At 70.3% G+C, this 26,017-nt stretch carries 26 protein-coding genes; 6 read left to right on the forward strand and 20 right to left on the reverse strand.

Annotation, left to right across the window (positions count from 1 at the left end; genetic code table 11):
• Nucleotides 1-54: 54 nt before the first annotated feature.
• The 5 genes from AB0A65_RS14960 to mraZ form a co-directional block, all read right to left on the reverse strand.
• A complete protein-coding gene (locus AB0A65_RS14960) occupies nt 55-969 on the reverse strand; it encodes a PAC2 family protein (RefSeq protein WP_359951489.1) in 915 nt (304 codons plus the stop codon).
• A gap of 100 nt (nt 970-1,069) precedes the next feature.
• Nucleotides 1,070-3,274: a penicillin-binding protein 2 gene (locus tag AB0A65_RS14965; RefSeq protein WP_359951491.1), complete on the reverse strand. Its 2,205-nt coding sequence runs from the start codon at nt 3,272-3,274 to the stop codon at nt 1,070-1,072.
• Nucleotides 3,275-3,282: 8 nt separating this feature from the next.
• On the reverse strand, nt 3,283-3,876 hold the full coding sequence (locus tag AB0A65_RS14970; protein WP_359951493.1) for a hypothetical protein: 594 nt from the start codon (nt 3,874-3,876) through the stop codon (nt 3,283-3,285).
• Nucleotides 3,873-4,844, reverse strand: coding sequence for a 16S rRNA (cytosine(1402)-N(4))-methyltransferase RsmH (rsmH, locus tag AB0A65_RS14975; RefSeq protein ID WP_359951495.1), 972 nt, complete (start codon nt 4,842-4,844; stop codon nt 3,873-3,875). Before rsmH ends, AB0A65_RS14970 begins: the two co-directional genes overlap by 4 nt.
• 16 nt (nt 4,845-4,860) lie before the next feature.
• Nucleotides 4,861-5,292 (reverse strand): division/cell wall cluster transcriptional repressor MraZ, encoded by a 432-nt coding sequence (gene mraZ / locus AB0A65_RS14980; RefSeq protein WP_106364785.1) that lies wholly within the window; start codon nt 5,290-5,292, stop codon nt 4,861-4,863.
• Nucleotides 5,293-5,760: 468 nt separating this feature from the next.
• Between mraZ and AB0A65_RS14985 the strand changes: the two genes are divergently transcribed.
• The 5 genes from AB0A65_RS14985 to AB0A65_RS15005 all read left to right on the forward strand — a co-directional run bounded on the left by AB0A65_RS14985 (nt 5,761) and on the right by AB0A65_RS15005 (nt 12,091).
• Nucleotides 5,761-7,005: a MurT ligase domain-containing protein gene (locus AB0A65_RS14985; protein WP_359951497.1), complete on the forward strand. Its 1,245-nt coding sequence runs from the start codon at nt 5,761-5,763 to the stop codon at nt 7,003-7,005.
• A 20-nt stretch (nt 7,006-7,025) separates the two neighbouring features.
• Entirely contained in the window at nt 7,026-7,751 is a 726-nt protein-coding gene (locus AB0A65_RS14990) for a glutamine amidotransferase (RefSeq protein WP_359951499.1), read from the forward strand.
• A gap of 124 nt (nt 7,752-7,875) precedes the next feature.
• A complete protein-coding gene (locus AB0A65_RS14995; RefSeq protein ID WP_359951501.1) occupies nt 7,876-9,783 on the forward strand; it encodes a beta-galactosidase in 1,908 nt (635 codons plus the stop codon).
• Nucleotides 9,784-9,830: 47 nt separating this feature from the next.
• On the forward strand, nt 9,831-11,426 hold the full coding sequence (locus AB0A65_RS15000; RefSeq protein WP_359951503.1) for an MDR family MFS transporter: 1,596 nt from the start codon (nt 9,831-9,833) through the stop codon (nt 11,424-11,426).
• 47 nt (nt 11,427-11,473) lie between these two features.
• Entirely contained in the window at nt 11,474-12,091 is a 618-nt protein-coding gene (locus tag AB0A65_RS15005) for an NAD(P)-binding domain-containing protein (protein ID WP_359951505.1), read from the forward strand.
• Between the two features lie 48 nt (nt 12,092-12,139).
• On the opposite strand, the gene AB0A65_RS15010 is transcribed toward AB0A65_RS15005, so the two are convergent.
• From AB0A65_RS15010 to AB0A65_RS15065, 12 genes are all read right to left on the reverse strand, one after another.
• Nucleotides 12,140-12,523: a type II toxin-antitoxin system VapC family toxin gene (locus AB0A65_RS15010; protein ID WP_359951507.1), complete on the reverse strand. Its 384-nt coding sequence runs from the start codon at nt 12,521-12,523 to the stop codon at nt 12,140-12,142.
• Nucleotides 12,510-12,755 carry a type II toxin-antitoxin system prevent-host-death family antitoxin gene (locus tag AB0A65_RS15015; protein WP_359951509.1) on the reverse strand — a complete coding sequence of 82 codons (246 nt, stop codon included), beginning with the start codon at nt 12,753-12,755 and terminating at the stop codon, nt 12,510-12,512. Before AB0A65_RS15015 ends, AB0A65_RS15010 begins: the two co-directional genes overlap by 14 nt.
• A 32-nt stretch (nt 12,756-12,787) precedes the next feature.
• Nucleotides 12,788-13,393: a CPBP family intramembrane glutamic endopeptidase gene (locus tag AB0A65_RS15020; RefSeq protein ID WP_359951511.1), complete on the reverse strand. Its 606-nt coding sequence runs from the start codon at nt 13,391-13,393 to the stop codon at nt 12,788-12,790.
• A gap of 171 nt (nt 13,394-13,564) precedes the next feature.
• Nucleotides 13,565-14,239 (reverse strand): acVLRF1 family peptidyl-tRNA hydrolase, encoded by a 675-nt coding sequence (locus AB0A65_RS15025; RefSeq protein ID WP_359951513.1) that lies wholly within the window; start codon nt 14,237-14,239, stop codon nt 13,565-13,567.
• A 2-nt stretch (nt 14,240-14,241) separates the two neighbouring features.
• Nucleotides 14,242-14,580 (reverse strand): metal-sulfur cluster assembly factor, encoded by a 339-nt coding sequence (locus tag AB0A65_RS15030; protein WP_359951515.1) that lies wholly within the window; start codon nt 14,578-14,580, stop codon nt 14,242-14,244.
• A complete protein-coding gene (gene sufU, locus AB0A65_RS15035) occupies nt 14,577-15,038 on the reverse strand; it encodes a Fe-S cluster assembly sulfur transfer protein SufU (protein ID WP_359951517.1) in 462 nt (153 codons plus the stop codon). Before sufU ends, AB0A65_RS15030 begins: the two co-directional genes overlap by 4 nt.
• Nucleotides 15,038-16,306, reverse strand: a complete 1,269-nt coding sequence (locus AB0A65_RS15040) for a cysteine desulfurase (RefSeq protein WP_359951519.1) — start codon at nt 16,304-16,306, stop codon at nt 15,038-15,040. The genes sufU and AB0A65_RS15040 overlap by 1 nt, the downstream gene beginning before the upstream one ends.
• Nucleotides 16,307-16,320: 14 nt before the next feature.
• Nucleotides 16,321-17,082 carry a Fe-S cluster assembly ATPase SufC gene (gene sufC / locus AB0A65_RS15045; protein WP_359951521.1) on the reverse strand — a complete coding sequence of 254 codons (762 nt, stop codon included), beginning with the start codon at nt 17,080-17,082 and terminating at the stop codon, nt 16,321-16,323.
• A gap of 12 nt (nt 17,083-17,094) precedes the next feature.
• A complete protein-coding gene (locus tag AB0A65_RS15050) occupies nt 17,095-17,436 on the reverse strand; it encodes a non-heme iron oxygenase ferredoxin subunit (RefSeq protein WP_359951523.1) in 342 nt (113 codons plus the stop codon).
• Nucleotides 17,433-18,614 carry a Fe-S cluster assembly protein SufD gene (gene sufD, locus AB0A65_RS15055; protein ID WP_359951525.1) on the reverse strand — a complete coding sequence of 394 codons (1,182 nt, stop codon included), beginning with the start codon at nt 18,612-18,614 and terminating at the stop codon, nt 17,433-17,435. Before sufD ends, AB0A65_RS15050 begins: the two co-directional genes overlap by 4 nt.
• A gap of 36 nt (nt 18,615-18,650) precedes the next feature.
• Nucleotides 18,651-20,084 carry a Fe-S cluster assembly protein SufB gene (gene sufB / locus AB0A65_RS15060; RefSeq protein WP_359951526.1) on the reverse strand — a complete coding sequence of 478 codons (1,434 nt, stop codon included), beginning with the start codon at nt 20,082-20,084 and terminating at the stop codon, nt 18,651-18,653.
• A gap of 8 nt (nt 20,085-20,092) precedes the next feature.
• Entirely contained in the window at nt 20,093-20,845 is a 753-nt protein-coding gene (locus AB0A65_RS15065; protein ID WP_359951528.1) for a metalloregulator ArsR/SmtB family transcription factor, read from the reverse strand.
• Between the two features lie 163 nt (nt 20,846-21,008).
• Here AB0A65_RS15065 and AB0A65_RS15070 point away from each other — a divergent pair, with 163 nt between their 5' ends.
• Complete coding sequence (locus tag AB0A65_RS15070) at nt 21,009-21,989, forward strand: COX15/CtaA family protein (protein ID WP_359951530.1); 981 nt, start codon at nt 21,009-21,011, stop codon at nt 21,987-21,989.
• A 44-nt stretch (nt 21,990-22,033) separates the two neighbouring features.
• On the opposite strand, the gene AB0A65_RS15075 is transcribed toward AB0A65_RS15070, so the two are convergent.
• From AB0A65_RS15075 to AB0A65_RS15085, 3 genes are all read right to left on the reverse strand, one after another.
• Nucleotides 22,034-22,510, reverse strand: coding sequence for a MerR family transcriptional regulator (locus tag AB0A65_RS15075; RefSeq protein ID WP_359951532.1), 477 nt, complete (start codon nt 22,508-22,510; stop codon nt 22,034-22,036).
• 10 nt (nt 22,511-22,520) lie between these two features.
• Nucleotides 22,521-23,375 carry an SDR family NAD(P)-dependent oxidoreductase gene (locus AB0A65_RS15080; protein WP_359951534.1) on the reverse strand — a complete coding sequence of 285 codons (855 nt, stop codon included), beginning with the start codon at nt 23,373-23,375 and terminating at the stop codon, nt 22,521-22,523.
• Between the two features lie 108 nt (nt 23,376-23,483).
• A complete protein-coding gene (locus AB0A65_RS15085; RefSeq protein WP_359951536.1) occupies nt 23,484-25,958 on the reverse strand; it encodes an alpha-L-arabinofuranosidase C-terminal domain-containing protein in 2,475 nt (824 codons plus the stop codon).
• Nucleotides 25,959-26,017: the final 59 nt, after the last annotated feature.

Raw genomic sequence — 26,017 nt, forward strand, 5'->3', positions numbered from 1 at the left:
GAGACGAGGGACGGGGCCCGACCGGAAGGTCGGGCCCCGTTCTGCGTGCGCTGCCTAGTCGTCGTCGCGCTTGTTGTCCCTCTGCGCGAGGAAGTGCTCGAACGCGGCGCCCAGCTCGTCGGCGGTCGGGATGCGGCCCTCCTGGAGCATCTCGTCCGCGTCGGCGGCCTCGGTGAACGAGTCGTACTGCTCCTCAAGCGTCTTCACGACGTCGGCGACCTCGTCGGACTCGGCGACCTGCTCGGCGATGTCCGTGTCCACTTGGGCGCGTTCGGTCTCCAGCTCCGCGTCGGCGGGCAGGTCGAGGCCGGTGGCCTCGCGGATGCCCTCCAGGAGCCGCATCGTCGCGGCCGGGTAGGTCATCTGCATGACGTAGTGGGGCACGTGCACCGACAGGCCGATCGCGTCGCGGCCGGACTCGCCGAGGCGGTACTCCAGCAGGCCCGCGGCGTTCCCGGGGACGGTGACCTCGTTGAACACGGGGCGGTTGTCGAAGACCAGTTCGGGGCGGGTCGCGTGGACGGTCATGCCGAGCGCGCGGGTGTGCGGGACGCCCATGGGGATGCCCTGGAACCCGAGCGTCAGCGGCACGTGCCAGTGCTCGACCAGGTCCTCCACCGAGTCCACGAACCGCTCCCAGGCGAAGTCCGGCTCCGGCCCGGTCATGAGCAGGAACGGCTTGTCGGAGGCGTCGCGCATGAGGTAGACGACCAGCTGCGGCGCCTCGAAGTCCGACCAGCGGTCGATCGAGAACGTCAGGTTGGGCCGCCTGGACCGGTAGTCGATGAGCTGGTCGACGTCGAATGAGGCGATCGGCGTGTGCTCGCAGGTCTTGAACAGGTGGTCCACGACCCCGCGTCCCGCCTGGCCCGCGTCCATGAACCCGTCCAGGAAGTGCAGCAGCACCGCTCCCCGGGCCTCCGGCGGCTCGGCGAGGACTTCACACAGTGCCCAAGGGTCATCGTTCAAAACAATCGGCTCCTTCTTCCTTGACGCCTTCGATGCTAACGCCGGACGCCGACCCCCGATTCCCCCTCGGGGAGGTTTCCGGGAAGCATCACGCCCCGCCTCATCCCCAGACGTCGAACACCGGAGCGGGGGTCGTCGCGGGACGAACCCCGAAGTAGCCCAAGGCGAACTCGTTGATCTCCTTGAACGCCTCGCCCGTGGTCGAACCGCCGCCGCCCCCGCCGGGGACGTAGACGCTCACGGCCACGACGTACTGCGGGTCCTCGGCCGGCGCGAACCCCACGAACGAGGCCACGTTGCCCGGCGCGTACTCGCCGTCCACCACGAGCCCGCCCGTGCCGGTCTTCCCGGCCAGGTGGTAGTTCTCCAGCTGGGCGTTGCGGCCCGTCCCGGTGTCGGCCGCGATGGGCGCCTGGAGGAGGTACTGGAGCTCCTGCGCGGTCTCGGTCGAGATGACCCGCCGCGTCTCCGGCTCGTCCTGCTCCTCGACCGATCCGTCCGCGTTGACGAGGTGGTCGATCACCGTGGGCTGCACGTACACGCCGTCATTCGCGATGGCCGCGTACACCGCCGCCATCTGGATGATCGTCGCGGTGCCCTCGTGGCCGATCGGGACCGAGCCGTACGACGTGCCCGACCAGTTCTGCGGCTCCTGGAGGATGCCGGTGGCCTCGCCCGCGACGCCGACGCCGGTCAGCTCGCCGAGTCCGAACGCCCGCTGGTACTCGTACAGCTTGTCCTTGCCGATGCAGTCGGCCAGCTCGATCGTGCCCACGTTCGAGGACTGCGCGATGATCCCGGCGAGGCTGAGCACGGCGTCGCCGTGCTGGTAGGTGTCGTGGTACTCCTGGTCGCCCTTGGTGATCGTCTGGTTGACCGGCATCGTCCCGTCCGGCGTGATGCAGCCCTCTTCGAGCGCCGCGGCGAACACGATCGCCTTGTGGATCGAGCCCGGGTCCACAGTGGCCTGGGTGCCGTAGTCGCGGTACGCCTCGTCGCTGTCGACGTCGAACGGGTCCGCCGCGTCGTACGTCGGCGTGGAGGCCATCGCCAGCATCTCGCCGGAGTGGACGTCCATGACCATCGCCGAACCGAACGTCGCGTCGTGGTCGGTCACGGTCCGCTCCAGGATGTTCTGCACCTGGAACTGGAGGTCCGCGTCGATCGTCAGCTGGAGGTCGTTGCCCGGCTCGGGCGACTCCTCCCGGTAGAACGCGCCCGGGATCGGCTGCCCGGACTGGCTGCGCTCGTAGGAGACCTCGCCGTCGGTGCCCGAGAGCCACTCGTTGTACTGGGCCTCCATGCCGGCGAGGCCCTCGCCCTGGTCGCCCCCGGTGAAGCCGAGGATGTTCGCGGCCAGGTCGCGGCCGGGCACCACGCGGCGCTCGTCGTCGCCGACGATCAGCCCCGGGTTCCCCATCTCCTCGATCTCGTCGCCCACCGCGAGGTCCACGCCCCGCTGGAGGTACGCGAACCGGATTGGGTCGCCCTGCGCGGTCTCCTTCGTCGAGATGATCGGCTCTATCTCCGAAGCCGGGCGGCCCAGCAGTGTCCCGAGCGCCCTCGACAGCGTCGCCGGGTCGCCTTCGACCATGCCGGGGTCGACCGCGATGTAGTTCGCCTCGATCGAGTAGGCGAGGCGGTTCCCGTTGCGGTCCAGGATCGCCCCGCGCTCGGCCGGGAGCGGCTCGGTCGTGAGGCGCTGGTTCATCGCCTCGGCCGCGTACGCCGCGGAGTCGGTGACCTGGAGCTGGATCAGGCGCGTGCCCGAGAGCACCAGGAGGATCATGACGAACGCCGCGGCCATGCGCAGGCGCCGCCGCGGGCTGCCGAGCTTCGGCAGGTGCGGCAGCGGCTTGACGACCACGGGGCCGGTCTCGCGGGAGAGCGGGCGGCGCTGGGGGCCGAGGGTGCCGGTGCGGCGGGTCGCGTTCGAGCGGACGGTCCCGGTGCGGCGCACCGGCTCCGACCTGGCGCTGCGGCGGGGACCGGAGGTACGGGGGGCGGGGCGGGTCTCGGTGCGGGTCTCGGGGATCGTGCCGGTCTCGCGCTCGCGCCGCTCGCGGGAGCGGGCCGCGGCCTCGCGGCGGCGCTTCGCCGCGAGGTCCTCGGTCCCGTTCTCCTGCTGTGCGGCCCGGTTGCGCTCGCGGCGCGCGGCCTCGCGGTCGCGCGCCCCGTTCTCCCTGGCCCGGTTGTCCTCTCCCGCCTCCGCCGCCTCGCGGACCGTGCGTCCGCGGGGCGTGTACCGGCGCGCCCGGCTGATCGAGGAGGGGTCGCGCCGGCGCGGGGGATCGGCTTCGGTCATCGAACTCCCTACTCCTCGTTCCAGGGCATCTCGATGGTCTCCCCGCCGGGGAGGTACAGGAACGTCACCTTCTCCGGGTGCACCATGCCGAAGCGGGACGCCTCGGCCTGGAGGTTGTTCGGCGAGTTCAGATTCGTGAGCTCGTCGGCCAGCGCCTGCTCGGTCTGGTCGAGGTCGCCGCCCTGGCTCCGCAGGTCCTGGAGGTGGTAGGCGTCCTCGTTGATGACAGAGTTGAGCAGCAGCAGGCCGACGATGCCCGCGACGACGAGGCCGACGATGCCGCCGACGAACGCCGGGCGGGGCACCTCGACCGGCTCGGGGGCCGGCTTCGCCGAAGTGCGCTCGCTGGTCTTCGTCCGCGGGATGACGACGGTCTCGCGCTGCGGCGCGGCCGGGGCGCGGGTCGGCGCTTCGACCAGGTCCTCAACGGGCGCGGTCTCGACGGGCGCGGGCTGGACGGCGAGGTTCCCCTCGAACACGGGAGCGTCGGAGGAGTCGCCGACGAGGCCGCGGCGCCGCGAGGACGCGGCGCGGGCCCGGCGGCGGGCGGCCTTGATGATCTCCTCGGGGTCGGCCTGAGCACGACGGTACTGGTCGCTCATGTTGCGCCTCCTGCTCCTGTGGACGGTGCGATCCGTTCGGCCGCGCGGAGCCGGGCGGGCGCCGATCGCGGGTTCCGGTCGAGTTCGGTCTGGGTCGGTTGCTGGGCCTTCTTCGTGAGGAGTCGAAAGGTGGGCTCGGTGCCGGGGAGGTCGACGGGCAGTCCGGCGGGGCTGTTGGACTTGGCGCGCTTGGCCAGTTCCTGCTTGGTGATGCGGTCTTCGAGGGAGTGGTAGGAGAGGACGACGACGCGGCCGCCGGGGTTCATGTGGTCGAGGGCGGCGGGCAGGGCCCGCTCCCAGGTGTCGAGTTCGCCGTTGACCTCGATGCGGAGCGCCTGGAAGGTGCGCTTCGCGGGGTTGCCGCCGGTGCGCTTGCCCGCCTGCGGGATGGCGTCCTTGACGAGTTCGGCGAGGACGGCGGTGGAGGTGATGCGCTCCTGGGCGCGGGCCTTGACGATGGCGGAGACGACGCGGGTCGCGAACTTCTCCTCGCCGTAGGTGCGCAGGATCCTGACGAGCTCGCCGGGCTCGTAGGTGTTGACGACGGTCTCGGCGGTGAGGTCGTCGTCGGGGTTCATGCGCATGTCGAGGGGCGCGTCCTGGCTGTAGGCGAAGCCGCGGTCGCGCTGGTCGAGCTGCATCGAGGAGACGCCGAGGTCGAACAGGACCGCGTCGAGGGCCTTGAAGCCGTTGTCGCGCAGCACGTCCGGGATCGCGTCGTAGACGGCGCGGGCCGGGAGGAAGCGGTCGCCGAATCCGGCGAGGCGCTTGGACGCGAGGTCGAGGGCGTTCGGGTCGCGGTCGACGCCGATGACGGTGAGTCCGGGGTGCGCGGTGAGGAGGGCCTCGGTGTGGCCGCCGGCGCCGAGGGTGGCGTCGACCGCGAGCGCGCCGGGCCGGGACGCGGCGGGCGCGAGGTACTCCAGCACCTCGTCGAGCATGACGGGCACGTGCGGTGCGTCGGACATTGCGCTCACCTCCTTCTCACATTCCTTCGGGCAGGTCGCCCTCTTCGATGTCGGCGAAAGCCTCCTCGGAGGCTTCCAGGTACTCGTCCCAGGTCGGGGCGTTCCAGATCTCGACCCGGTTGGAGGCGCCGATCACGACCAGGTCGCGGTCGAGTCCGGCGTAGTCGCGGAGCCGCTGCGGGATGGTGACGCGGCCCTGCTTGTCGGGGATCTCGTCGTGGGCCGAGGCGAAGAACACGCGGCTGTAGGCGCGCGCGGTCTTGCTGGACATGGGGGCCTGCTGGAGGTTCTCGGCGATGCGGGTGAACTCCGCTTCGGGGAACACGTAGAGGCACCGCTCCTGGCCCTTGGTGATCACGACTCCTTCCGCCAGTCCTTCCCGGAATTTGGCGGGAAGGATGACGCGGCCCTTGTCGTCCAGGCGCGGGGTATGGGTGCCGAGGAACATCGGCGCCACCCCCCGTGACTCTCAGACTGCGCGGCCTCCCCGACCGCTCCGGCGGGTCACCTGCCCCGCCATTGCGCCCCACCTTACTCCACTCTCCCCCACCTATGGGGGTTGTTTCCGCGTGGCATCCGTGTTGGGCGCGGCGTCGGAGCTGGTCAGGGGTGGTGGAGGGGAGTGGAGTGACGCTTGCGCAACAGGGGGCGCGAAAGGCGAGTTTCACTCACTGTTCACTCGTTCGAGTGGCCTGGGACGCAGGGGATCCGACGCTGCGCGACGCAGGGCGCACGCTGCGTCGCCGATCCCGCGCACGGGCCGTCCCCGATCGGTCACAGTGGAGGGCGGGGGCGGGCGGGCTCCGCTGGGGCGGGGCGCCTCACGCTTCACCGCCGCTCGTCACGGGTTCGCCGAGTCGTGTGACAAACTCTTCTCAACAGTCGCCGAGTCCGTTCAAGCCGAAAGCGAGCCCGCATGAGCGCGAATCTGACCCCACGCGCGAAATTCGCCACCACGCTCCTCAGGACCGCGGCGGCGCTGTCGCGCGCCACGGGCCGGGGCGACGGTTCGGTGATCGGCGGCCGGGTCGGGTTGATCGTCGAACCCCGGCTGCTCGAACTCCTCGCCGAGGGGCGGCACGTCGTGCTGATCTCCGGCACCAACGGCAAGACCACGACCACGCGGTTCACCACGGCCGCGCTGGAGTCGATCGGGAAGGTCGCCACCAACTCGTTCGGCGCGAACATGCCCACCGGGCACACGACGGCGCTCGCGAAGGCCCCCAAGGCCGAGTACGCGACCCTCGAATGCGACGAGCACTACCTGGGGCAGCTGCTGGACGCGGCCAGCCCGAAGGTCGTGGCGCTGCTCAACCTCTCCCGGGACCAGCTGGACCGGGCCATGGAGGTGACCGCGCTCGCCGCGAAGTGGCGCCAGACCCTCCAGGCGTCGGCCGCGCAGACCACCATCGTCGCGAACGCCGACGACCCGCTCATCGTGTGGGCCGCGTCGGTGTGCCCGCGCGTGGTGTGGGTCGCGGCGGGCCAGAGCTGGACCGCGGACTCGGCGATCTGCCCGAACTGCGGCGCCCACCTGGACCGCTTCGGCGAGTTCTGGCGCTGCACGAACTGCGGCCTGAACCGTCCGAGCCCGCAGTGGTCCGTCGCCCACCAGGGCGAGGCCGTGGTGGGCCCGGACGGGCGCCGCTACGAGCTGAACCTCCAGCTCCCGGGCCGGGTCAACCGCGCGAACGCGGCGACCGCGCTCGCCGTGGCGAGCCTGTTCGGGGTGGACCCGGCGCTGGCGGCGCCGCGGCTGTCGGAGGTCGCGTCGGTCGCGGGCCGGTACGCGAAGGTCGAGCGGGACGGGCGGCACCTGCGGCTGCTGCTGGCGAAGAACCCGGCGGGCTGGCTGGAGTCGTTCGACATGATCGACCCGGTGCCGCCGGTGGTCCTGTCGCTGAACGCGCGCGAGGTCGACGGCTTCGACACGTCGTGGATCTACGACGTGGACTTCACGTCCCTGGCGGGCCGGAAGGTCGTCGTCACGGGCGACCGGCGCACCGACCTGGCCGTGCGCCTGGAGGTCGACGGGGTCGACTTCCTGGTGGTGGACGACATCCGGGCGGCCATCGCGGCGGTGCCGCCGGGCCCGGTGGAGGTCGTCGCGAACTACACGGCGTTCCAGGACATCCGCGCCGAATTCAACCGGGTCAACTAGCGAGAAGAGAGCGACCGACCGTGGCAATCAGCACCCTGCGCATCGTCTGGCTCTACCCCGACCTCCTGTCGACCTACGGGGACCGGGGGAACCTCCTCGTGCTCGCCCACCGGGCCCGCGCCCGCGGGATCGACGTGGAGCCCATGCAGATCCGCTCGGACCAGCACATCCCGCACACCGCGGACATGTACCTCATCGGCGGCGGCGAGGACGGCCCGCAGGCCGTCGCGGCCGACCGGCTCCTCCAGGACGGCGCGCTCAGCCGCGCCGCCGAGGCCGGGAAGCCGATCCTCGCGATCTGCGCGGGCTACCAGCTCCTCGGCTCCTCGTTCTACGCGAACGGCCGCGCCTACGAGGGCCTGAACATCCTCGACCTGCGCTCGGACCGGGGCCCGTCGCGGGCCGTCGGCGAGATCGCGGGCGACGCCCACCCGCAGCTGGGCATCGGCCCGATCACCGGGTTCGAGAACCACGGCGGCCGCACCCACCTCGGCGAGGCCGTGCAGCCGCTCGCGCGCGTCACCGCGGGCGTCGGCAACGACGGCGCGACCGAGGGCGCCTGGGCCGGGCACGTCATCGGCACGTACATGCACGGGCCGGGCCTGGCCCGCAACCCAAAGCTCGCGGACCTGCTGCTGGCGTGGGCGGTCGGCGTCGACCCCTCGCAGCTCCCGCCGCTCGACGACACGTGGCCCGAGCGGCTGCGCTACGAGCGCTTCCAGGCGCTCCAGACCGCGTCGCAGTAGCGGCCCGGGGCGCCGACCGGGACCTGTCGCGTGGTCCACTCGCATTAGGCTGGGCAAAACACCCGAAGCCAGTTAGTTTTGCTTGAAAACTAACTGGCCCCCCTTTTGCGCGCGTGGAGGACCCATGGACTGGCCCCGAGGTCTCGACGGCCTGAGCTACGGCGGCGACTACAACCCCGAGCAGTGGCCCGAGGACGTCTGGGACGACGACGTCCTCCTCATGCGCGAGGCCGGGGTCAACCTCGTCACCGTCGGCGTGTTCTCCTGGGCGCGACTGGAACCGCGCGAAGGCGAGTACGACTTCGGGTGGCTCGACACGGTCCTCGACAAGCTCCACGCCGGCGGCATCCGCATCAACCTCGCGACCCCCACCGCCTCCCCGCCGCCGTGGTTCACCCTCGCCCACCCCGACGCGCTCAACGTGCGCCCCGACGGGGTCCGGCAGGTCCACGGCTCCCGCGACACGTACGACGTCAGCGCGCCCGCCTACCGGGAGGCGTCCCGGCGCATCGCCGCCGCCCTCGCCGAGCGGTACGCCGAGCACCCCGCGCTCGCCATGTGGCACGTGCACAACGAGTACGGCTCCGCGTCCCACTCCGAGCACGCCGAGCGGGCGTTCCGCACCTGGCTCGAAGCGAAGTACGGCACGCTCGACGCCCTCAACGACGCCTGGTGGGGCTCCTTCTGGAGCCAGCACTACGGCGAATGGGACCAGGTCCTCGCCCCGCGCGCCACCCAGTACCTCGCCAACCCCGCCCACGAGCTCGACTTCAAGCGGTTCACCTCCGACGCGATGCTGGAGCACTACAAAGAGCAGCGCGACCTCCTGCGCGAAGCCAACCCCGAGGTCCCGATCACCACGAACTTCGTGTTCGGCCAATGGGTCCCGGTCGACCCGTGGAAATGGGCCCCGGAAGTGGACCTCGTCGCGTTCGACTCCTACCCCTCCCACCCCGACGAGCGCGCCGAGCAGCAGAGCGCCCTCCACGCCGACCTGGCCCGGTCCTGGGCCGGAGGCGACTGGCTCCTCATGGAGCAGGCCGCGGCCACCGTCCACTCCAAGGACGGCGCGATCGCCAAGACCCCCGGGCGCATGGCACGCCACTCCATGGTCCACATCAGCCGCGGCTCCAAGGGCGCCATGTTCTTCCAGTGGCGCGCCGGGCGCGGCGGCGCCGAGCAGTGGCACTCCGCGCTCCTCCCCCACGCGGGCAAGAACACCCGCATGTTCCGCGAGGTCACCGAGTTCGGGAACACCCTCCCCGGCATCGCGCACACCGTCGGCGAGCCCGTCGACGCCACCGTCGCGATCCTGTGGAGCCCCGAGTCGTGGTGGGCCACCTCCGGGGCGCACCTGCCCGCGCCCGTCGACTACCTGGAGAACGTCGCGCAGATCCACCGCGTCCTGCGCGACCGCGGCGTCGTCGCCGACTTCGCCGCCCCCGACGGCGACCTCTCCAAGTACTCCACCGTCATCGCCCCGACCACGTACGTCCTCTCCAAGGCCGCCGCCGAGAACCTTCGCTGGTTCACCGCCGGGGGCGGGCGCCTCGTCGCCTCCTACCTCACCGGCGCCGTCGACGAGCACTGCCAGGTGTGGCTCGACGGGTACCTCGGCGGCCTCACCGACCTCTTCGGCGTCCGCGTCACCGAGCACCTCCCCCAGCCCTCCGGCGAGCGCCGCGCCCTCTGGAACTTCGGCGCCGCCGAGCGCTTCTGCGAGCTCGTGGAGCTGCGCGGCGCCCAGTGCGTCACCCAGTACGCCACCGGCGACCTCGTCGAGGGCCAGCCCGCCGTCACCGTCAACCCCTTCGGCGAGGGCGAGGCGTGGTACGTCTCCTGCAAGCTCGCCGACGACGCCTGGGACCGCCTCTTCGAGGAGCTCGAACTCACCGGCCCCGGCGGCCCCGGCCTCGACGTCGTCGACCGCGGCCCCTGGCGCTTCATCGTTAACCACACCGACCGGGAAGTCCAGGTCGCCCACGTCATCGTCCCCCCCGGCTCCTGGGCGGTCGACAAGAAACCCCAATAGGCCGGTTTCGGCCCGGGTGCTCGGAGGGGGGTCATACGCTCGCTCGTATGGGAGACCGGCCGACTGCGGCGAGCATGAGCAAGCGGGAGCTGTACACGCTCTTCGGGGCGCTCATGCTCACGATGCTGCTGGCGTCGCTCGACCAGACGATCGTGGGCACGGCGCTGCCGACGATCGTCGGGGACCTGGACGGGATGGGCGACTACACGTGGGTCGTCACCGCCTATCTGATCGCGACGACCGCGTCGACGCCGCTGTACGGGAAGCTGTCGGACCTGTACGGGCGGCGGCCGGTCATCCTCGTGGCGATCGTGATCTTCCTCGTCGCCTCGGCGCTCGCGGGCCTGTCGCAGAACATGCTCCAGCTGATCGTCTTCCGCGGGCTCCAAGGGCTCGGCGGCGGCGGGCTCATCTCGCTCGCGTTCACCGTCGTCTCGGACGTGGTGTCGCCGCGGGACAGGGGCAAGTACCAGGGGTTCTTCGGGGCGGTCTTCGGGATCTCCTCGGTCGCCGGGCCCGTGCTCGGCGGGTGGCTCTCCGAAGTGGACTGGCGCTGGATCTTCTACATCAACCTGCCGCTCGGCCTCGCCGCGATGATCGCCGTCGACCAGGTGCTGCGGCGCCACTCGTTCCCGACCCGGCCGCGGCGCATCGACTACCTCGGCGCGGCGTGCCTCGTCCCGGCCGTGGTGTGCCTGCTGCTGGCCGTCACGTGGGGCGGCGACGACTACGCGTGGGACTCGGGCGTCATCATCGGGCTGTTCGCGGCCTCGGCGATCCTCGCGGTCGTGTTCGTCGTGGTCGAGACGCGCGCGGAGGAGCCGATCCTGCCGCTGCGGATGTTCCGGCAGGGGACGTTCGCGCTCGCCAGCGTCATCGCGCTGATCTTCGGCGTCGGCATGTTCTCGGGGATCGTGTACATCCCGCTGTTCTTCCAGATGGTCCGCGGCTACTCCCCCACCGCGTCGGGCCTGCTCATGATCCCGATGATGGCCGGAATGGTGCTCACGTCGGTGTCGTCGGGGTTCGTGATCTCGCGGATCGGGCGGTACAAGTGGTTCCTCGTCGCCGGATCGATCGTCATCACCACCGGGCTCGCGCTGTTCACGCAGCTGCACGTCGAGACGCCGCTGTGGCTGTCGAGCCTGTACCTGCTGGTCCTCGGCATCGGCATGGGCATGTTCATGCAGCCCTTGGTGCTCGCTATGCAGAACATCGTGCGGATCGAGGACCTCGGCGCGGGCACGAGCACCAACAACTTCGCCCGCTCGCTCGGCGGCGCGATCGGCACGGCCGTGCTCGGCGCCGTCATGACCACGAAGCTGAACGACGAGCTCGCCGCGAATCTCCCCGGCGCGCTCGCGAAGCTCACGCCGGAGGAGGCGGCCGGGTTCGGGAAGACCGACCTGTCGGCGGTCATGGAGTCCCCGACGGTGGTCGCGCACCTGCCGGAGCCCGTGCGGATCGTCGTACGGCAGGCGTTCACCGACGGCCTTGACCTGGTGTTCGTCGTCGCGGCCGCCATCGCCGCCGTCACGATCGTCCTGACGCTGTTCCTGCCGAACCTGACGCTGCGCGGCGCGAAGCCGCCCATGGACGACGACGCGAAAGCGTGCGAAGTGCGCGCCGAGACGGCCCCCTGACACCCCGCCTGGATGTCCCTACCGGACGATTAGAGGAGGAGACACGCATGGAAGTCCTGATCGTGGGCTCGGGCAACATGGCGCGCGGCATCGGGTTGCGCCTCGTGCGCGGCGGGCACCGGGTCCGCATCGCCGACCGCGAACCCGACAAGGCCGCCGACCTGGCGGCCGAACTCGGCGACAGCGCGGCGGGCGAGCCGCTCGACAGCGCCGCCGGGGCCGAGGTCATCGTGCTGGCGACGCCGTACGAGGGCAGCAAGCAGGTCGCGGAGATGTGGGCCGCGGACCTCGCGGGGAAGACCGTGATCGACATCTGCAACCCGGTCGACTTCAGCACCTTCGACGGGCTCGTCACGCCCGAGGGGAAGTCCGCCGCGGAGGAGATCGCCTCGGCCGCGCCCGGCGCGCGGGTCGTCAAGGCGTTCAACACGACGTTCGCGTCCCGCCTCGCCGAGACCGTCCGCCTCGACGTCTTCGTCGCGGCCGACGACCCGGACGCCAAGCAGACCGTCGTCCAGCTCTGCCTCGACGGCGACCTGCGCCCGATCGACGTCGGCGCCCTCAAGCACGCCCGCGCGCTCGAAGCGTTCCAGCTGCTCCACATGAAGGTCCAGGACCAGATCCAAGGCGGCTGGTCCACGTCCCTGACCTTCGCCGCCGCCTGACCGACCTGCGAACCGAGGCCCCCGCGCGGTGCGCGGGGGCCTCGCTCGCTACACAGTCGAATCGACGACGAAGTCCCGGCCGAGGCCGAGCAGTACGGCGTCGGCGGTCAGCAGGGTGAGGCGGTGCTGATACGCCTGCGAAATGATCAGCCGGTCGAACGGATCATGCCGCATCAGTTCGGGGAAGTCGCGCAGCCCTTCTGCGTGATCAGCCGAGATCTCAAGGAGTTCGAGCCCGTTGGACTCGACCTGGTCGGCGAAGTCGTCGGGGATCTTGAGCTTGCCGAGCATCGACTTGATGGTCAGCTCCCAGACCGTTGCGACGGAGACGTGCACCGCCGACGCCGCCTCGATCCGCTGCCGCGCCCGGTCACCGAGACGGGAGTTGTCGTCCATGACCCACAGCGCGGTCTGGCTGTCAAGCAGGAGCATCGGCGTCTCCGTAGAACATCGCCTGAATGTCGGGGTCGATGCCGAACGCATCGTCGTCGTACTCGATCCGCCCTTTCAGACCGCCGAATACCACCGGCCGATTGCGGTGCGGAATGAGGTCGACGACCGGTTTCCCTGCCTTCGCGATGACGATGTGCTCGCCACGGGACGCCCGCTCGATCAGTCGCGACAACTGGGTCTTGGCCTCGTGGATGTTCACGACGTATGCCATGCAGGGATCATAGCATGGTTAGTCGGACTTAGCTAAGTCCTTGCGGGGATGAGTGAGGCTCCGGTCGGGGCCTGCCTGTGGGCCTTGAGGAGCCAGATGCCGCAGGTGAGGAGGGTGAGGGCTATGGCGATGTGCATGGCGAAGGGGACGGGTTCAGTGGTGAGGATCTGGGTGAAGTCGCTGGCGGCGTGGAAGAGGATGAGCGGGAGGACCCAGGTGAAGCGGAACTGGTAGGCGCCCAGGGCGAAGCCGTAGACGCCGGTGAGGACGAGGATGGTGAGGAGGTCTTCGGTAGAGGGGCTGCCGGTGGCGAGGAGGGAGAGGTGCTGGAGGCCGAACATGACGCCGGCGAGGACGACGGCCCAGGTGGAGGAGAAGGCCGTGCGGAGGGTCTGGAGGACCGCGACGCGGGAGGTGAGCTCCTCGTTGACGCCGACGAGGAGGAGCGTGAGGGCCCACAGGCCGAGGCCGGGGGCCTGGGACGCGAAGCCGCCGGGGTAGGCGAGCCAGATCAGGGCCTCGATCGCGAAGGGGAGCAGGAGGAGTGCGGCCTTCTTCGACCTCCAGAGGACGAACAGGCCGGAGTGCTTCCACAGCTTCAGCCAGGTGACCGCGCCGATCGCGAAGGCGGCGCACACGGCGTTGGCGAACAGGCCCGTGTACCAGCCGCTGATGCCGAGGTCGGGGGCGATCTCGATGGCGCCGATGATGAGGCCGAAGCGGACCAGTTGGATCGCGGCCGCGAGGACGAGGGCGCGGGCGGGTGAGGTGCTGATGGCGGCGTCCTTCGTGGAGGGGGCGGGACGGCCTCAGTGTAAGTCGGCGGCGCCCGGGACGACGCGGACGCGGAAGCCTATGGCGCGGTAGGCGGTCTCGGTGAGGAGGGACTGCTTGGGTTCGGCTATGTCGCCGAAGTGGGCCGAAGGATGCAGCTTCGCGAGGCGGGGGTCTTCGAGGATGCCTTCCACTACGCCGCCGGTGACCAGGGCGTCGAAGTGGGCGTTGCCGAGGACCGCGAACGTCGCGTCCCTCGCTCGCTTCTCGGCGGCGTGCGCCTGGCCCTCGCGGCGGCGGGCGAAGCGCTGCTGGGACTGGCCGCCCGCCTTGGTCTTGCCCTGCACGTAGGCGGTGTCGGTCTTGGAGGTCTGGATGCGGCCGTCTTCGAGGACGCCGACCGAGTAGGCGCCCTTGCGGGCGAGGAGCACGGCGAGGCGGCGGGGTTCGAGGGCGTAGGCGCTCAGGTGCTCGGCGGCGGTGAGCGGGTCGTCGTCGAGGAGCCAGCCCGCGGGGAGGCCGTCGGCCAGTGCCCATTGGACACCGGCCGACGTGCCGTCGTTCGATTCGATGGTCCACGCGTTGCCCTCGGCGTGGTGGGCCGCGATGCCGCCGTTGCGGGCGGCGAAGTTCTCGACCCAGCGCCTGAGGCGCTCGGGCTGGACCTCTACGACGCTGCCGCCGCCGGAGGCGGGGCGGATCTTGACCATCTTTAGACGTTGAAGCCTAGGGCCCGCAGCTGGTCGCGGCCGTCGTCGGTGATCTTGTCCGGGCCCCACGGCGGGATCCACACCCAGTTGATCCGCAGGTCGGAGGCGAGGCCGCCTTCGGCGCCGGAGCAGAGGGCGGAGCGGGACTGGTCCTCGATGACGTCGGTCAGCGGGCAGGCCGCCGAGGTCAGCGTCATGTCGAGGGTGACCACGTTGGTCTCGTCGATGTGCACGCCGTAGATGAGGCCGAGGTCGACGACGTTGATCCCCAGCTCGGGGTCGACGACGTCCTTCATGGCTTCGAGGACGTCGTCCTCTTTGGCCTTGACAGTGTCGGTCATGCGTCGGTCCTTCCGGAGGTCGAGGCCGCTTCGGCGCGGACCAGGGCGTCCTTGAACGCCATCCAGCCCAGGAGCGCGCACTTGACGCGCATCGGGTACTTCGAGACGCCCGCGAACGCGACGGCGTCCTCCAGGGTCTCCTCGTCGCCCTCGCCCTGGCCCTTGGAGTTCATGAGCTCGGTGAACTCGGCCAGGCGGGCCAGCGCGTCGTCGACGGTGGCGCCGCTGACGAGCTCGTAGAGGACGGAGGCGGACGCCTTGGAGATCGAGCAGCCGACGTTCTCGTAGGAGACGTCGGCGACCTTGTCGCCGTCCACGTGGACCCGGAGGGTGATCTCGTCGCCGCAGGTCGGGTTGACCTGGTGCGACTCGCCTTCGTAGGGTTCGCGCAGGCCGGCGCCGCGCGGGTGCTTGTAGTGGTCCAGGATGACTTCCTGGTACAGCTCGTCGAGATTCATCAGGTGAACACCTTTCGCACCTTGCCCAACGCGTCCACGAGCCGGTCTATTTCCTCGTGCGTGTTGTACACGTACGCGGAGGCGCGGGTCGTGGCGTTGACGCCGAAGCGGTCGCAGGTGGGCTTGGCGCAGTGGTGGCCGACGCGGACGGCGACGGCCTCCGAGTCGAGGACCTGGCCGACGTCGTGCGGGTGGACGCCTTCGAGCGTGAAGGAGACGGTGGCGGAGCGGCCGATCGGGACGCGGGGTCCGATGACCGCGAGGCCGTCGACGGTCTCCAGGCGTTCGAGCATGTACCCGGCGAGTTCCTTCTCGTGGGCGCGGACGTTCTCCATGCCGAGCGCGTCGAGGTAGTCGACGGCGGCGGCGAGGCCCACGGCTTCGGCGATCGGCGGCGTGCCGGCCTCGAACTTGGCGGGCGCGTCGGCGAAGGTCGTCTTCTCCATGGTGACGGTCTTGATCATGGAGCCGCCCGTGAGGAACGGCGGCATGGCGTCGAGCAGGTCCGCTTTCGCCCAGAGGACGCCGATGCCGGTGGGCCCGAGCATCTTGTGTCCGGTGAAGGCGATGAAGTCGACGCCGAGTCCGGCCACGTCCACCGGAATGTGCGGGACGGACTGGGAGGCGTCGAGGCCCACCAGCGCGCCCACTTCGCGGGCGCGGGCGGTGATCTGCGAGGTCGGGTTGACGGTGCCGAGCAGGTTCGCGACGTGCGTGAACGACACGAGCTTGGTGCGTTCGGTGATGACGTCGGGGACCGATTCGAGGTCGAGGCGGCCGTGGTCGGTGATGCCGATCCATTTGAGGACGGCGCCGGTGCGCTGGGCGAGCTGCTGCCACGGGATCAGGTTCGCGTGGTGCTCCATCTCGGTCACGACGATCTCGTCGCCGGGGGCGAGGCGGAGCCTCGGGTCGGCGTGCGGGTCGAGCGCGGCGTTCTGGAACGCGTAGGCGAGCAGGTTGATGGCCTCGGTGGAGTTCTTGGTGAACACCACTTCGTCGGCGCTGGGGGCGCCGATGAAGGCGGCGACCCGGGCGCGGGCGCCCTCGTAGGCCTCGGTCGCCTCGGCGCCGAGGGTGTGGACCGAGCGCGAGATGTTCGCGTTCGAGTGGTCGGTGAACCGGCGCATGGCGTCGACGACCTGGACGGGCTTCTGCGAGGTCGCAGCGGAGTCCAGGTAGGCGAGCTGCCTGTCCCCGATCATGCGCTTGAGGATCGGGAAGTCGGCGCGGACGGCTTCGACGTCGAGCTTGGTGACAGCCTCCACGGGCTCCTCCTGGTCTAGGCGGCCTTCGTGCCGACGTAGGACTCGTAGCCTTCGGCTTCGAGCTTCTCGGCGAGTTCCGGGCCGCCTTCTTCGGCGATCCGGCCGTCGACGAAGACGTGCACGAAGTCGGGCTTCACGTACCGCAGGATGCGGGTGTAGTGGGTGATGAGGAGGACGCCGGAGTCGGTGGTCTCCTTGGCGTGGTTGATGCCTTCGGAGACGACGCGGAGGGCGTCGACGTCGAGGCCGGAGTCGGTCTCGTCGAGGATCGCGAACTTGGGCTTGAGGAGCTCCATCTGGACGATCTCGTGGCGCTTCTTCTCACCGCCGGAGAAGCCCTCGTTGACGTTGCGGTTGATGAACGCCTCGTCCATCTTCAGCTCGGCCATGGCGCCCTTGAGGTCCTTCATCCAGGTGCGGAGCTTGGGGGCCTCGCCGTCGACCGCGGTCTTGGCGGTGCGCAGGAAGTTGGAGACGCTGACGCCGGGGACCTCGACCGGGTACTGCATGGCGAGGAAGAGGCCGGCGCGGGCGCGCTCGTCGACGGTCATGGCGAGGACGTCGTCGCCGTCGAGGAGGACCGTGCCGCCGGTGATCTCGTACTTCGGGTGCCCGGCCAGCGAGTAGGCCAGGGTCGACTTGCCGGACCCGTTGGGGCCCATGATGGCGTGGGTCTCCCCGGAGTTGATGGTCAGGTCGACGCCGTGCAGGATCGGCTTGGCGCCCTCTTCGGTGTTGACCGAGACGTGCAGGTCGCGGATCTCAAGCTTGCTCATTACTGGCTTCCTCTAGGCGGTTTCACTGGTGGTCTTGGGCTTCAGGCTGAGGTAGACGTCGCCGTCGCGCAGTTCGACCGGGTAGGTCGGGACGGGCGTGGTGGCGGGCGGGCCCGACGGCTTGCCGGTGCGCAGGTCGAACATGGACCCGTGCAGCCAGCACTCGATCGAGCAGTCGTCGACGTCGCCCTCGGAGAGCGCCACGGCGGCGTGGGAGCACTCGTCGTAGAGGGCGAACACCTCGTCTGACTTGCGCACGAGCACGATCGACGTGCCGTGGATGTCGGCCGCGACGGGCTCGGACTCCGGCAGGTCGTCGAGCGCGCACACGCGCAGGAAGTCGGGATCGGTCATTTGGCCGCGGCTCCGGCGTCCAGGCGGGCGACGACGAGTTCGGTGAGCTCCTCGCGGAGGGCCTCGTCGGGGACCTTGGCGACGATCTCGTTGAAGAAGCCCTTGACGACGAGGCGGCGGGCCTCGGGCTCGGGGATGCCGCGGGACTGGAGGTAGAACAGGTGCTCCTCGTCGAAGCGGCCGGTCGTGGACGCGTGGCCGGCGCCGGCGATCTCTCCGGTCTCGATCTCCAGGTTGGGGACCGAGACGGCGCGGGCGCCGTCGGAGAGGACGAGGTTGCGGTTGATCTCGTACGTGTCGGTGCCGGTGGCGGCGTCCTGGATGAGGATGTCGCCGACCCAGACCGTGCGCGCGGTGTCGCCCTGGAGGGCGCCGCGGTAGTTCACGTTCGAGCGGCAGTCGGGGACGGAGTGGTCCACGAGCTGGCGCTGCTCCAGGTGCTGGCCGGTGTCGGCGAAGTACAGGCCGTACGCGTCGACGGAGCCGCCGCGGCCCGCGTAGTCGATCGACAGGTACTGGCGGACCAGGTCGCCGCCGAGCGTGACGGCGATGTGGTCGAGCTTCGCGTCGGTGCCGAGGCGGGCCTTCTGGTGCTCGACGTGCGTGGACTCGCGGTCCCACTCGGCGAGGACGACGAGGCGCAGGTGCGCGCCGTCGCCGACGGAGATCTCCACGTTGTCGCCGAGCCGGGCCTGGCCGGTGTGGCGCAGGATCAGCGTCGCGTCGGCGTGGTGCCCGATCTCGATGTACGTGTGGGCCCAGGTGGCGCCGTCGAGGCCGCCGCCGGTGACGTCGATCCAGACGGGCTCGGACACGGCGGTCTCGGGCGCGACGGACACGAGGAGGGCCTTCTCGGTCTTGGCCCACGCGACCGCGCTGGGGCGGTCGAACGGGGTCAGGATCGAGCCGAGCCGCTTGTCGTCCTTGCCGACCGCCTGCGCGCCGACCCCTTCGGGGAGGCTGCGCACGGCGTACTCGGCGGCCTTCGCCGCCGGGGCGGTGCCGGTCGCGTCGAGCCCGGCGAGGCGCTTGACGGGCGTGTACCGCCAGTCCTCCTCGCGGCCGTTCAGCTCCGGGAACTCCTCCGGGTCGAAGGAGCGCAGCAGCTGCGACTTCGTCTTCGGGGGCACCTCGCCGAGGCCGTGGGTGTGCGGCTTGGGCGCCACTTCAATGCTCATAGAAAACTCTGGTTCCTAGTCTCCGGGCCGGGTCGCTTAACCGACCGCGCCTTCCATCTGGAGTTCGATCAGGCGGTTCAGCTCCAGGGCGTACTCCATCGGCAGCTCCTTGGCGATCGGCTCGATGAAGCCGCGCACGATCATCGCGGCCGCCTCGTCCTCGGTGAGCCCGCGGCTCATGAGGTAGAACATCTGGTCCTCGCCGATCTTGGAGACCGTGGCCTCGTGGCCCATGTCGACGTCGTCCTCGCGGATGTCGACGTACGGGTACGTGTCGGAGCGCGAGATGGTGTCGACCAGGAGCGCGTCGCACTTGACGGTGGACTTCGCGTGGTGGGAGCCCTCGTCGACCTGGACCAGGCCGCGGTAGGAGGTGCGCCCGCCGCCGCGGGAGATCGACTTCGACACGATGGTCGAGGACGTGTGCGGCGCGGCGTGCGTCATCTTCGCACCGGTGTCCTGGTGCTGGCCCTCGCCGGCCATGGCGACCGACAGGACCTCGCCCTTGGCGTGCTCGCCGACCATGACCACGGCCGGGTACTTCATGGTGACCTTCGAGCCGAGGTTGCCGTCGACCCACTCCATGGTGGCGCCCTGCTCGGCGATCGCGCGCTTGGTGACCAGGTTGTACACGTTCGAGGACCAGTTCTGGATCGTCGTGTACCGGACGCGGGCGTCCTTCTTCACGATGATCTCCACGACCGCGGAGTGCAGGGAGTCCGAGGAGTACACGGGGGCGGTGCAGCCCTCGATGTAGTGCACGAACGAGCCCTCGTCGGCGATGATGAGCGTGCGCTCGAACTGGCCCATGTTCTCGGTGTTGATCCGGAAGTACGCCTGGAGCGGGATGTCGACGTGGACGCCCTTGGGCACGTAGATGAACGAGCCGCCCGACCAGGTCGCGGTGTTGAGCGCGGCGAACTTGTTGTCGCCCACCGGGATCACGGAGCCGAAGTACTCCTTGAAGATCTCCGGGTGCTCCTTGAGGCCGGTGTCGGTGTCCATGAAGACCACGCCCTGCTGCTCCAGGTCCTCGCGGATGGAGTGGTAGAGCACCGTGGACTCGTACTGGGCGGCCACGCCGGAGACGAGCTGCTGGCGCTCGGCCTCGGGGATGCCCAGCTTGTCGTAGGTCTTCTTGATGTCCTCGGGCAGGTCCTCCCAGGACTCCGCCTGCTTCTCGGACGCCTCGACGTAGTACTTGATGTTGTCGAAGTCGATGCCCGAGAGGTCGGCGCCCCAGTTCGGCATGGGCTTGCGGCCGAACAGCTTGAGGCCCTTGAGGCGCAGGTCGAGCATCCACTCGGGCTCGTTCTTGCGCGCGGAGATGTCGCGGACGACCTCCTCGGTCAGGCCGCGCCGCGCGTTCGCCCCGGCGGCGTCGGAGTCGGCCCAGCCGTACTCGTACCGCTCCAGGGAGGCGAGGGCCTCCTCCTGGCTCAGGGGTTCGCTCTTCTGCGTGTCGGTCATCTGAAGTCTCACCTTCGACCTGTCGGGTTGTCGGTCTGCGCGCGCTCGGGGGCGGGCAGCGGGATCGGTCCGCGTCCCCCGGCGCCGTGTGCGGCCTTGCGGCCGCGGTTCGAGCCGGGAACGTGGGTGGTGCACACCCCGTCCCCGTTGGCGATCGTCGCCAGGCGCTGGACGTGGACGCCCAGCAGGCGGCTGATCACCCTGGTCTCCGCCTCGCACAGCTGCGGGAACTCCGCGGCCACGCCCGCCACCGGGCAGTGGTGCTGGCAGATCTGCCCGCCGGAGGCGATGACCGACGCCGTGGCGGCGTAGCCCTCGCTCGACATGGCGGATGCCAGTGCCTGCGCCCGCGCCATCGGATCGTCCGCGTCGACCGCGTCCAGGGCGGCCCGGCAACGGGCCTCCAGGCGCGCGACCTGCTCGGCGGCGAAGCCGCTGACGGCCCCTTCGCCCTCGAAGCGGCGGATCCAGCGGAGCGCCTCCATCGCGAGGTCGTCGTAGGTGTGGCCGAAGGAGGTGCGGGCGGCGGGCGTGAGCTGGTAGCTCCGTGCGGGCCGTCCGCGTCCGGCGGTCTTGACCACGCGGGTCTCGACCTGGCCTTCGGCCTCCATCGCGTCGAGATGGCGGCGGGTGGCGGTGGCGGTGATGCCGAGGTCCTGCGCGAGGTCGGCGGCCGTGGCGTGGCCGCGTTCGAGCAGGAGGCGGGTCACTCGGCGGCGGGTGTCCCCGTCCGTCGAGTGGCTGGTCGCCCTCGTCACCATTTCCACAAGATAAATGTTACTTAATTCGTCGGGGGCCGTCGAGACGGACAAAGGTGAGACGGGGCACGCAGGTTTGCCTAACCTCACAAACCCCGGGGACGCCTGGCGCACACCCCTGTACGGCGGGAGTTCGCCCTCCCGGCACGGCATATACATTCGCCGGGTGAACCTGTTGCAGCGGTGGTTCAGCAAGCCCGGCGCGGTGCGCAGGTGGGCGCTGGCCAGTGTGATCGCCAATATCGGCATCATCGTGACCGGCGGCGCCGTGCGCCTGACCGAGTCGGGCCTGGGCTGCCCGGAGTGGCCCAAGTGCACCGAGGACTCCCTCGTGGCGACCCCCGAGATGGGGATCTACGGGGCGATCGAGTTCGGGAACCGGGTGCTGACCTGGGTGCTCGTGGCGATCGCGGTGGCCGCGCTGCTCGCGGCGTGGCTGCGGGTGCCGCGGCGGTCGTCGCTGGTGAAGCTGGCGTTCGGGGCGTGCCTGTACGTCCCGGTGCAGGCGGTCCTCGGCGGGATCACCGTGTGGACCGGCCTGAACCCGTGGGTCGTGGGCCTCCACTTCCTGGCGTCGATCCCGCTCGTGGCGCTCTCGATCGCGCTGTACGTGCGCTCGGGCGAACCGGACGGCGAGGTGGTGCCGCTGGTCCCCCGCCCGGTGGTGCTGCTGGGGCGCGGCCTGGTCGGGGTGGCGGCCGCGGTGATCGTGCTCGGCGCGATCGTGACCGGCTCGGGCCCGCACGCAGGCGACGCCGACACGCCGCGCAACGGGCTGGACCCGGCGATGATGTCGCAGTTCCACGCGGACCTGGTGTGGCTGCTGGTGGGCATGACGGTGGCGCTGATCGCGGCGCTGCACGCCGTCAAGGCCCCCGAGCGCGCGGTGCGCACGGCGTACGTGCTGCTGGTGGTGGAGCTCCTCCAGGGCGTCATCGGGTACACGCAGTACTACCTGGACCTGCCGGTGCTGCTGGTGGGCCTGCACATGCTCGGTGCGGGCGTGCTGTGGGCGGCCGTGGTCGCGGTGCCGTTCAGCCTGCGCAAGCGGGAGCCGAGCACCGACGCGGTGCCGCTGCACTACGAGATCCACGGGGAGCGCGAGGGCGACTTCATCGTGGAGCGCGAGCCGGAGCCGGCCGCGTAGGCGAGACTTTGACACGGCCCCGGGCTCTCGCCCGGGGCCGTTCGTCATTCCACGGATTCGGGGGCGGCCTCGCCGCCGTAGGTGGCGATCTTGAACTCGGTGGCGGCGAGGGAGAGCGTGAGTTCTCGGATGCGGCGGCGCACGGTGTCGCGGTGCTCGATGAGCATGTCGAGGCGTTCGGGCACGGTGTCGGCGCCCGCGTCCACGAGGTCGACGTAATGCTGGAGGTCGCGCATGGGCATGCCGGACAGGCGCATCCGGGTGAGGAACACGAGGCGGCGCACGGCGGCGGCGTCGTATACGCGGTGGCCGAGGGCGTCGCGGGCGACCGCGACGAGCCCGGCGCGCTCGTAGTAGCGAAGCGTGTGGGCCGAGACGTCGAGGAGGTCGGCAGCCTCGGCGATCGTCATGGACTCGGGGACGGCGGCCGGGTCGGTGAGGCGGCGGATCGCCTCGGCCGAGACCGGGCCGTCGTCGCCGAGCGATGCGAGCGCCCGCGCCAGGAGTTCGTCGGTGGCCATGGCCCGAACCTTAGACCGGGCGGACGGAGGGGGCCACTCCGTCGAAGTCGGCACTGCGGGCGAGGTCGGCGAGGCGTGCGACCTCGTCGAGGCCGTGCTGGTGGGCGGCGTAGAGGCGCTGCACGGCCTCGGCGCCGAGGGGGAGGCGCAGCGGCAGGTCGTCGGTGGCGACGAGGTCGAGGATGATGCGGGCGGCCTTGTCGGGGTCGCCTTCCTGGCGGCCCGCGACGCTGGCCATGTCGGCGCGGACTGCGGCGAGGGTGTCGCCGTAGGCGGTCGCGGTGTCGGCGAAGTCGAGGGCGCCGTGGAAGCCGGTGCGGAAGCGGCTGGGCTCCACGATCATGACGCGGACGCCGAAGGGCGCGACCTCCCCGGCGAGGGACTCGGACCAGCCTTCGAGGGCGAACTTGGAGGCGGAGTAGGCCGAGACGCCGGGGAAGGAGATGCGGCCGCCCTGGCTGCTCATCTGGACGACGGTGCCGCGGCCCTGGGCGCGCATGGCGGGGAGGGCGGCGCGGACGAGGGCGGCGGGGCCGAAGAGGTGGAGGTCCATCTGGTCGCGCAGCTGCGTGTCGCTGACTTCTTCGACGGCGCCGACGACCGCGCCTCCGGCGTTGTTGACGAGGACGTCGATGCGGCCGAAGCGGTCGAGGGCGGCTTTGACGAGGCCGGGGGCGGACCCGGTGTCGGTGACGTCGAAGGCGACGGCGGCGAGGCGGCCGGGGTGGGCGGCGGCGAGGTCGTCGAGTTGGGCCGAGTCGCGGACGGCGGCGACCACGTTGTGGCCGTTGGCGAGTGCGGCGGCGGTGAGGGAGCGGCCGAGGCCGCGGTTCGCGCCGGTGATGATCCAGGTTTCCTGCTGCATGGGGACGACGCTATGGCTTCGAGCGCGCTCGAACGCAAACCGTTGTGGCGGGGGTCATGGGGGCGGCCCCGGAACGGGTTCCGGGGCCGCCTCGTTAGCACTGTTGTATCAATGTCGGCCTTGGGGGGTGAGGGTGATGAAGGTGACGGAGTAGGGCGCGAACTCGTAGGTGAACTCGTTGCCGAGGCCGCGGACGCGTTCGGTGACCGGGTAGACCACCTGGTCCTGGCCGAGGATGTTGTCGCAGCCGGGGTCGCAGGCGAGGGTGGTGACCTCGCCGCGGTCCTTGAGGCGGCGGCCGGTGAGGCTGACGTCGGTGGTGACGGCCTCGGACTGGGCGTTGACGACCTTGAGGGTGACTTCGCCGGTCTTCTCGTCGCGGGTGACGACCTGGTAGAGCGGTTCGATGCCGCCGTCGTCCTCGATGCTGAAGACCTGCTCGCCGTCGACGGAGCCGGTGATGGTGCGGCCGTCGACTTCGAGCTTAAGGTCGTAGGTGCGGCCGGTCTCGATGACGGTGTCGTGGTTGACGAGCGTTGACTTGCCGCCGTTGGAGGACTTCTCGACCGCGCTGGTGGTGTTGTTCCAGCCGCCGAGGTTCCACCAGTAGTAGTCGTCGGTGCCTTCGACGCCGAACATGATGAGGAAGCCCTCGCTGCCGGCGGTCTTGGTGGCCTTCACTTCGTAGGTGTAGTTCGACCAGTCGGCCGAGCCCGCGGTGGAGCGGGCGTCCTCGACCAAAGCGGTCTGGGTGTAGGCGCCGTCGGTGGCGGCCCAGGTGCCGCGGGGCGTGCCGCCGGGGCCGGTGACGGTCCAGCCGTCGCTGCCGGTGGCGAAGTCGTCTTCGAGGAGGACGGTGCCGTCGGCGGCGGTGACCTTGGCGTCGTCGTAGGAGGCGGCGGTGTTCCAGGTGGCGAGGCCGACGCCGCCGGAGATGTCCTCGGGGACGAGCGGGTCGGCGTCGAGTGCGGAGGCGAGGACCTGGTCGCCGGTGTTGTTCGCGAACAGGTGCTGCACTTCGTAACTGGCGGACTTGACGGTCTGGTGGTTGTCGAACCAGATCATGTCGGGGGCCCAGTCGACGTAGTCGATGTTCGAGAGCAGCGGGGCGTAGGAGGCCATGTCGACCACGTCGCCGTTGCGTTCGATGCCCGTCAGGTACGAGGCTTCGGAGAGCGCGGACCACCAGGTGTTCGAGCGGGAGGCGTACTCGCCGACGAACACGTGGGGGCCGGTGCGGTCGTAGGAGTCGTAGCGGTCGTTGTTGGCGAGGAACCACTCCGGGGCGTTGTAGTAGTGCTCGTCCACGGCGTCGACCTGCTGCTCCCGCATGAACTCCCAGGAGCGGTCGAAGACGGCCCCGGCGTCGTCCACACCGGAGTTCCCGATGATCTCGATGTCCGGGTGCGCCTCGCGGATCGCGTCCTTGAAGGCCGGGAAGTTCGCATAGAACTGGTCCTTGTACTCCTCGTTGCCGAGGCCGATCTTCTCCAGGCCGAAGGGCCGCGGGTGGCCCATCGCGGCGCGCAGGGCGCCCCACTCGGTCCTGGTGGAGCCGTTGGCGAACTCGATGAGGTCGAGGGTGTCCTGGACCCAGCGGTCGAGCTCGGCGGGGTCGGTGATCTCCGGGGAGTCGCCGCAGCCGGTGGTGCCCACGGGCACGACGGGGAGCGGTTCGGCGCCGATGTCCTCGGCGAACTGGAAGTACTCGAAGTAGCCGAGGCCGTAGGACTGGTTGTAGCCCCAGAAGTTCTGGTTGGTGAGCCGCTCCTCGACGGGCCCGACGGTGTCCTTCCAGTTGTAGGCGCGCTCGCGGGAGTCGGGGTCGAACGAGCCGGTGTTGACGATGCAGCCGCCGGGGAAGCGCAGGAACGACGGGTCGAGGTCGTCGATGAGCTTGGCGAGGTCCGTGCGGAGGCCGTTCTCGCGGCCCTTGAAGGTGTCCTCGGGGAAGAGGGAGACCATGTCGAGGTCCACGGCGTCCGTGACCGCGAGCGCGAGGCGGCCCGTGGTGGTGTCGGCGTCGGCTTCGAGTTCGGCCTCGTACTTCGTCCACTCGCCTTGGCTGTCAATGGGAACGGTAACAGCGTCAGCGAGGACGGTGCCTGCGGCGTCGGCGAGGTGGACTTGGACCTCGCTGGCGCCGCGGGCCCAGAAGCTCAGGTCGTAGTCGGCGCCCTCGGTGAAGGCCATGCCGGTGTTGTACCCGGCGTTGACGAGGGTCGCCCCGGCCGCGGCGACGGCGTAGGTGGCGTTCCGGTCGTTGAGGGGGTTCGCAGTGGAGGCGGTGACTCCGGTTGCGGCCCAGGCGGTGAGCGCGTGGTAGCCGGGGAGGTCGGCGGGGGCGTACTCGAAGGAGCGGTTCTGCACGAGCTCGGCGTAGAGGCCGCCGTCGGCGGCGTGGTTGATGTCCTCGTAGAAGAGGCCGTAGAGCTCGTCGGAGATGTCGGTGGCGGACCGGAGGTCCACGGTGATGGCGGCTTCGGCCTCGGCGGCGGAGGCGCCGGACGCGGTGAGGGAGGCGAGGACGACGGCCGCGGCCGTCGCGACGGTCACCGCCCTCGTGCGGGTCGGAGGCTTCATGGTCTCCCGTCCTGAAGGGGTCGAAACATGTCAATGTATTGTGCATGTTAGCGGTCACC

Source organism: Glycomyces sp. NPDC047010, from assembly GCF_040644205.1.
Lineage (GTDB): Bacteria > Actinomycetota > Actinomycetes > Mycobacteriales > Micromonosporaceae > Glycomyces.

Coding starts and splice junctions, on each gene's coding strand:
- AB0A65_RS14965 (WP_359951491.1), bottom strand. CDS start 3,274: ATGACCGAAGCCGATCCCCCGCGCCGGCGCGACCCCTCCTCGATCAGC.
- AB0A65_RS14970 (WP_359951493.1), bottom strand. CDS start 3,876: ATGAGCGACCAGTACCGTCGTGCTCAGGCCGACCCCGAGGAGATCATC.
- rsmH (WP_359951495.1), bottom strand. CDS start 4,844: ATGTCCGACGCACCGCACGTGCCCGTCATGCTCGACGAGGTGCTGGAG.
- AB0A65_RS15065 (WP_359951528.1), bottom strand. CDS start 20,845: ATGGTGACGAGGGCGACCAGCCACTCGACGGACGGGGACACCCGCCGC.
- AB0A65_RS15080 (WP_359951534.1), bottom strand. CDS start 23,375: ATGCAGCAGGAAACCTGGATCATCACCGGCGCGAACCGCGGCCTCGGC.
- AB0A65_RS15010 (WP_359951507.1), bottom strand. CDS start 12,523: ATGCTCCTGCTTGACAGCCAGACCGCGCTGTGGGTCATGGACGACAAC.
- AB0A65_RS15015 (WP_359951509.1), bottom strand. CDS start 12,755: ATGGCATACGTCGTGAACATCCACGAGGCCAAGACCCAGTTGTCGCGA.
- sufD (WP_359951525.1), bottom strand. CDS start 18,614: ATGAGCATTGAAGTGGCGCCCAAGCCGCACACCCACGGCCTCGGCGAG.
- AB0A65_RS14985 (WP_359951497.1), top strand. CDS start 5,761: ATGAGCGCGAATCTGACCCCACGCGCGAAATTCGCCACCACGCTCCTC.
- AB0A65_RS15030 (WP_359951515.1), bottom strand. CDS start 14,580: ATGACCGACACTGTCAAGGCCAAAGAGGACGACGTCCTCGAAGCCATG.
- AB0A65_RS15050 (WP_359951523.1), bottom strand. CDS start 17,436: ATGACCGATCCCGACTTCCTGCGCGTGTGCGCGCTCGACGACCTGCCG.
- AB0A65_RS15000 (WP_359951503.1), top strand. CDS start 9,831: ATGGGAGACCGGCCGACTGCGGCGAGCATGAGCAAGCGGGAGCTGTAC.
- AB0A65_RS14995 (WP_359951501.1), top strand. CDS start 7,876: ATGGACTGGCCCCGAGGTCTCGACGGCCTGAGCTACGGCGGCGACTAC.
- AB0A65_RS15075 (WP_359951532.1), bottom strand. CDS start 22,510: ATGGCCACCGACGAACTCCTGGCGCGGGCGCTCGCATCGCTCGGCGAC.
- AB0A65_RS15025 (WP_359951513.1), bottom strand. CDS start 14,239: ATGGTCAAGATCCGCCCCGCCTCCGGCGGCGGCAGCGTCGTAGAGGTC.
- sufU (WP_359951517.1), bottom strand. CDS start 15,038: ATGAATCTCGACGAGCTGTACCAGGAAGTCATCCTGGACCACTACAAG.
- sufB (WP_359951526.1), bottom strand. CDS start 20,084: ATGACCGACACGCAGAAGAGCGAACCCCTGAGCCAGGAGGAGGCCCTC.
- AB0A65_RS15005 (WP_359951505.1), top strand. CDS start 11,474: ATGGAAGTCCTGATCGTGGGCTCGGGCAACATGGCGCGCGGCATCGGG.
- mraZ (WP_106364785.1), bottom strand. CDS start 5,292: ATGTTCCTCGGCACCCATACCCCGCGCCTGGACGACAAGGGCCGCGTC.
- sufC (WP_359951521.1), bottom strand. CDS start 17,082: ATGAGCAAGCTTGAGATCCGCGACCTGCACGTCTCGGTCAACACCGAA.
- AB0A65_RS15085 (WP_359951536.1), bottom strand. CDS start 25,958: ATGAAGCCTCCGACCCGCACGAGGGCGGTGACCGTCGCGACGGCCGCG.